This is a genomic window from Stenotrophomonas sp. P5_A8, assembly GCF_056400545.1.
Window position 1 is genome coordinate 1 of sequence record NZ_JBFULB010000377.1, and the last position, 6,256, is coordinate 6,256.

Sequence of the window (6,256 nt, forward strand, 5' to 3'; positions counted from 1 at the left end):
CGGTAGGCCCCTGGGCAAAATAAAGGAGGAGGCCGCCCCGCGGCCGGGGGACATTTGCGCCAGGGGCCTACCGGCCGCCACGGGCCCTCACGCTCGCGAAGGGCCCAAACGAAGAAAGCACTAAATCCATGCAGCGCCTGCACTACCGGCCAAAGCTGCACCCGTTCTCCCCGCAATGCGTGTGTCCAGGCAGTCCCCTTGTGAATCAAGGGAGACTGCCGACAGGCGCGGGAGAAGGGCAACGCGGAGCCCATGGAGCGTCAGTGCGTAGTAGCTGCTGCGTGCCAGGACGCGTTACTTCGCATATCGACCACCGCAATTGGTGTCCTTGCCCGGACCGGGTTCGAACGTGGCCAGCAGGGCGGCCGGCGGGGTGATGGTGGCCAGGGTGAGGGCGATGGCGCCGCGCAGGCCGAGCGCCTTGAAGTCGGGACGGAACGAGGGATCCTTGAAGCTCCCACCGATGCGCAGCGGCGAGCGCAGGGCGAGGATGCTGACGTCCTTCGGGCGAGGGCGTAGCAACAGGTCCAGCTGTTCCTGTTTGAGATCGACAGTCCCTTGACCGATGATCAGGGTGTCGGTGGTGTCGAAGGCCAGCGCGCGCGATGTCATCACACCGTTGTTGACGCCGAAGTCGCCGAAGGCGCAGCGCAACGGGATCTGCTTGTCGCCGGTGAACAGGAATTTCAGCGATTCGGCTACGTCCAGCCCGGCCAGCTCCATGATCAGGTTGCCGATGTGCCCCTTGCCGATGCCGAGCGCGACGTTGCCGTCGGAGCTGCCGAGCATGGCGGCGACGGAGTTCCCGGTGCCGGCCAGCATGACGTCGCCGCTGAGGCCGCCGGAGGCCTGCTCGGCCAGCTTCGAGTCGGGCATCAGCTTGCCCAGCTGCACCTTGCGGATGCTGGCCTGCAGCTGGGTCGAAATCGTTGGTTTGCGGGCATCCATGCGGATGGTGCTGCGGATGTCACCGCCAGCCACGCCGAAGTTCAGCGGCTCCAGACGCAGCAGACCATCGTTGAGCTTGAGGTGGGCATCCATGTCATCCAGCGGCAGGACGGGCGAGTTGATCCGTTGCGCCTTCCAGCGCACATCGGCATCCATGGCACGCAGCTTGGTCAGGTTGTAGGGCGTGTCGGGCAGGATCTTCGCGCGCGCGGCGAGGGCGGCAGCCTTGGCCTTCTGCTCGGCATTGGCGGTTTCGCCGGCGCCGGTCTTCGGCGGTGCGCCGATGAAGCCAGCCAGGTCATCAAAGTCCAGGCGCTTGGACACCAGGTCGGCTTTCAGGAACGGGCGGTCGCCGCCCACATCGATCTGCGCGGTGCCACCCAGGTCGCTATCGCCGGCGGTGCCGGTGAAGTTCTCATAGCGCCAGATGTCGTTGTCGCGCTTGAGGCGGCCTTTCAGCCGGTACGGCGGGGTGGAGGGCATGGCCACGCCGATCAGCGGAAACAGGTCTTCCATGTCCTGGCCGCTGAGCATCAGCTCCAGGTTGAAGACGCGCAGTGCGAACGGATTGGTCAGCGTGCCGCTGGCGATGGCATGGGTGCCGCCGGCACGGCCGTCGAGATGGATGCGGAAGGGGTGATCGCTGTTGGTGAGTTCCAGCGGCGATTCGGTATTGCCATCGAGCGAGAAGGGGTTGCCCCTCCATCGGCCCTTGCCCTTGACCAGCAGCGGCGGGGCGCTGTCCTCGGTGCGCGGCTTGCCGCTGGTGAGGGCGACCAGGACGTCGGTGCGACCGGCGGCATCCAGAAACTGCAGGCGGCCGTYATCGATCAGCAGGCGCAGCAGCTGCGGTGGGTTGCCGGTGGAGGGGCCAAGGAAATCCCAGTTGCCCGGGGTGTCCTTGCCGGGGCCGGTTTCCAACAGCAGGTCAGGGCGGGTGAGGCGCACTTCGGGGATCTGGACCTGGCCTCGCAGCAGGGGCCAGACGCGAAGGGCGATTTCGGCGCGGTCGGCGCTGGCCATCTGCGGGGTTTTGGCCCAGTCGGCGTTGGCGAACGTGAGGCGGTCGGCGCGGATCGTGGTGGTGCGGCCAAGGTCGACGTCGAGATCGCCGTTGATATGGAACTCGCGCCCGGTTTTGGCCTGGACGGCGCGTTCGACGGGTCCTTTGAACCAGTTCCAGTCCCATAGCGCGATGAGCAGGAGGATGGCGGCGAAGAGGAAGACCAGGATGGCGAGCCACCGCTGTCCTCGTTTGCCGGGACGACGCCAGCGCCAACGGCGCGACACGGGAGATGGGACAGGGGAGTCGACAGTGTTCACATGCTCCATCCTTCCCTGTTCATCGTGCAGGGGGTGCGAAGCATTGGTAAGGATGGTGTCAGGGTGCGGTTTTTTTTGGGAGCTTTGGAGCAACAGCAAGAGCAACAGCCACAGCAACTGCAACTGCAACTTCAACGGCCTTTGGCTGAGGTTTTGCTGGTTGGCGCGGCGCGGGTGGGTTTACGGGACACGCTGCAAGTCCCGCTCCGCGGCCCGGCCCAGCCGCTGGCGGCTGTGCGTTCAGTCGCATGCGAGGCCGTGCCTCGCAAGCAATGCGCCTTCACCCATGTARGCTCGTGAGCGCCATCCATGGCGCCCAACGGTCCCGCAATCCMACCCAGCCCCACCCCCGACAGTGGATCGGTAGCCATAKGCAAGCGAAGCAAGCGCCACAAGCAGGCCAAGCACAGGCAATTGATACGAGGTAGGGTCGGTTCCCAAACGACTGCCGATATCGTTGGCCAGCGCGGCGAACGCATGCTGCCTACCGAAGAAGGCTCGGCAAGCCATTACAACTCCAGCGGAGCAAGGTGCTGTCGCCGTAGATTTTCTGCGAGCACCAGCGATGTGTCAGGGGCTGGTGGGAGTGGGGTGGCGGGACCGTTGGGCGCCATGGATGGCGCCCACGAGCCTCCAGAAAAGGCGGCGCCCGAGGGCGCCGCCTTACTTCCATTCAACGGCTTGGAGAGAGTAAGCCGTAGATCAGAAACGCTGCTGGTACTTCATGTACATGTAACGGCCGATGTCGAAGCCACCGTAGTAGGTGAAGCTGCTGTTGGGCTGGCTGTACATGATCGGACCCTGGTGGTCGAACACGTTGTTGATACCCATCGACACCGTGCCGTTCCACGGCAGGATGTAGCGCATCTGGATGTCGTGGAAGGTGTTCGAACCCACCTTGTTGATGCCCTGGTTGCCCGTGTACGGCGAGCTGAAGCCCGGGTTGCTGCACTCGGTGGCATAAGCGCAGTTTTCCTGCATGCTCGAGTAGTAGCGTGCCGTCCAGCCCAGGCCGACGTTACCGTACTGCCAATCCAGGTTCAGGTTGGAACGCACGCGGAAGTTGCCTTCCCAGCCGGCGTACTGGCGCACCGGCGTGGTGTCGGCGTTGTCGTTCTTGCGTTCCAGGTAATCCACGTAGGTGGTGTTCCAGGACACGGAGAACTTGCCGATCGCCAGTTCCGGCAGACGGTAACGCACGGCGATGTCGTAGCCTGCGGTTTCCTGGTAGCCGGCGTTGAGCAGCGTGCGGTCCAGCGCGCTGACCTGGCCAATCGTCTTGCCCGACTTGGAACGGGTGAAGCGGTTGCACGCCGCATCCACGCCCTGCACGTAGCACTGGTTGAGCATGTCCGTGGCCGACTCACCGACGATCACGTCGTTGATGCGGATCTTCCACCAGTCCAGGCTCAGGTCCAGGCCCGAGACGAACTCCGGGCTGTACACCAGGCCCACGGTCCAGGTCTTGGCGGTTTCCGGCTTCAGCGCCTCGTTGGAGCCGGAGGTGAAGTCGGTGCCACCCTGCTGGCCCGGCACGGTTGCCGGATTGCCATCGGCGGCCAGCTGGCGGAAGTTGGCCGGCACGCCGCCGGCGCGGCAGCGTGCCTGCACCTGCGCGTTGTTGGCCGCGGCACCGAAGGTGGTGTCGCACGGATCGGTGTACGAATCACGCGTGGTGACCGTGCCGCCGTACAGGTTTTCCACCGTCGGGGCGCGGAAGCCGGTGCCGTAGGTGGCGCGCACCAGCAGGCTGTCGATCGGCTTCCACTTCAGGCCGAACTTGGTGTTGGTGGTCGAACCGAAGTTGTTGTAGTCCGAGTAACGACCGGCCACGTCCAGCGACAGCTCGCGGGCGAAGGCCATGTCGGCCAGCAGCGGCACCTGCAGTTCCAGGTAGGCTTCGTTGAGCGCGTAATCGCCACGGGTCGGCTGGCCGCTGGTGCCGGCGATCTGGCCGTTGCGCACCATCAGGTCCGGGTCGTAGCTGGCTTCTTCGCTGCGATGTTCGACGCCCATCGCACCCATGATGTCAMCGGCCGACAGGCTGAACAGTGAGCCGGAGATGTTCGCGCTGGCCACCTTGGTGGTGCTCTGCATCTTGTCGGTGAAACGGGTGAACAGGTAGTCCTGCACGTCCTGGTTGCCCAGCGCGCCCGGGCCGGTGTAGCCCATCGGAGCCAGCGGATTCCACGGCGTGCAGCCGGCGATCACGTTGCCGACGCTGCCGCAACGCGCAACGCCCTGGCCGTCGATGAACGACGGGCCGACGGACTGGTTGACGTTCGGCTGGTACATGCTGCCCGTACCGATGCGCTCGCCTTCGTTGCGGTTGTACATGTAGCTGAGGTTCCAGTCCCAGTACCGCGAACCAGTTTCGAAGCTGCCTTCCAGACCGACGCTGGCGCGCTTGGTGGTCAGGTTGTTCTCGGTGCCGCGCGGCAGTTCTTCGGTGCGGTGCGCGAAGGCAACGTCACGGCCGAACGGGTTGAACGCGCTGTCCTTGGACAGCAGCGCGCGCGCGCCGGTGCTCTGGTACGGGTAGCCGGCCAGCTGCTTGGTCGACTCGCGCTCGGTGTACAGCGCGTCGGCCACCAGGCGCAGGTTGTCGTTGATCGAGAAGCCACCGTTGGCAAACACCGACTTGCGCTGCAGACCGGTGAGCAGGCTCATGTTGGTCTTGGTGTTGGCATCGTTGGCCTTGTCGGCCGGCTTGAAATTGCCCCGCACGGTCGGGTCGCCGCCCGGGCCCACGCTGAGGTTCCTGCCATCGACGGTGGCATAGCCCCACGGGGTGACGCCGCTGAGGCCGTCGGTCGGGTGGCGCGGGCCGTTCGGGTAGGCGGTGAACTCGCGTGCGCCGCCCAGGATCGGATCTTCGTCGGAGTACTCGCCGCCGACGGTGACCCAGCCACGGTCGAAGGTTTTGCCGAAGGTGGCGCTGTAGCTGGTCTTCTGACCGTCGCCTTCGCTGTACTGGCCGACGTACGCGTTGACTTCAGCGCCGTCGAAATTCTTGCGGGTGATGATGTTGACCACGCCGGCGATGGCGTCCGAGCCGTACAGTGCCGAGGCGCCGTCGGTCAGTACTTCCACGCGGTCCACGATGGAGGACGGGATCGAGGCCAGGTCGGAGTAACCGGCGGCGGACACGCCCATGCGGCGGCCGTCGATCAGCACCAGGCTGCGTTCCGGACCCAGGTTGCGCAGGCTGACGTACATGCCGCCGAAGTCGCGGCCGGACTCCAGCGAGTTGGCGCGGCTCATGCTCGGCGCGCCGGCAGCGGTAACATCCTGCAGGATGTCGGCGACGTTGATGTAGCCCTTCTTTTCGATCTCGGCGCGGTTCAGCGCGACGACCGGCTGGGCGCTCTCGACGCTGGCCTGGCGGATGCGCGAGCCGGTGATTTCAATGCGATCCAGATTGGTGGTGCCGTCATTGGCGGTCTGGGCGAAGGCAGGGGCACTGCAGCTGGCGACAAGCGCGATGGCGATCGCGTTGCGCAGCGGGTGGGTCTTCAAATACATCCGTGCGATTTCTCTTTCTCGTAAAAAACAAGCGCCCTTGCGGGCGGCGTGGGGACAACATCACGACGCGGGGGGCGGGAGTCTAATGACTTTTCAAATTTTTTACTTTCATCTGAAAGCATAAAAACCGCTAAAAATGAACGTTCGCTGACAAATTCGCGCGTTGGCGAACAATCTTTTTTCAATGCGCGACAGTACGTGCAGTGCGCATCGCGTCGGTGCAGGCAGAGGCACCGATAACGGCGATGGTCCGGTCAACTTGAGTGCACGCGGATGTGCATCGAAGGGAAGCGTTCAGTGTGTATCGACGGTTCGCGAGAGAATTTCCTTTACCTCCGCCTGACACCTATGAAGCGCGCTGTGAGCTTTTCCTGGTACGGCCGTCGGTGGGTCGGGCGCCGGGCCCCATGCCCTTTCCGGCGAATGTCCCCCGGCGTCGGCCTACGGCCGCCCCCTCCTC

2 protein-coding genes are annotated in these 6,256 nt (G+C 64.7%); both read right to left on the reverse strand.

Annotated elements, in window-relative coordinates; all coding sequences use genetic code 11:
• Positions 1–294: 294 nt before the first annotated feature.
• Positions 295–2,280 (reverse strand): AsmA family protein, encoded by a 1,986-nt coding sequence (locus AC1DQP_RS18260; protein ID WP_478052173.1) that lies wholly within the window; start codon positions 2,278–2,280, stop codon positions 295–297.
• Positions 2,281–2,973: 693 nt separating this feature from the next.
• The gene (locus AC1DQP_RS18265) at positions 2,974–5,796 is read right to left on the reverse strand and encodes a TonB-dependent receptor plug domain-containing protein (protein WP_478052174.1); all 2,823 of its coding nucleotides are present in this window, start codon (positions 5,794–5,796) and stop codon (positions 2,974–2,976) included.
• Positions 5,797–6,256 lie beyond the last annotated feature (460 nt).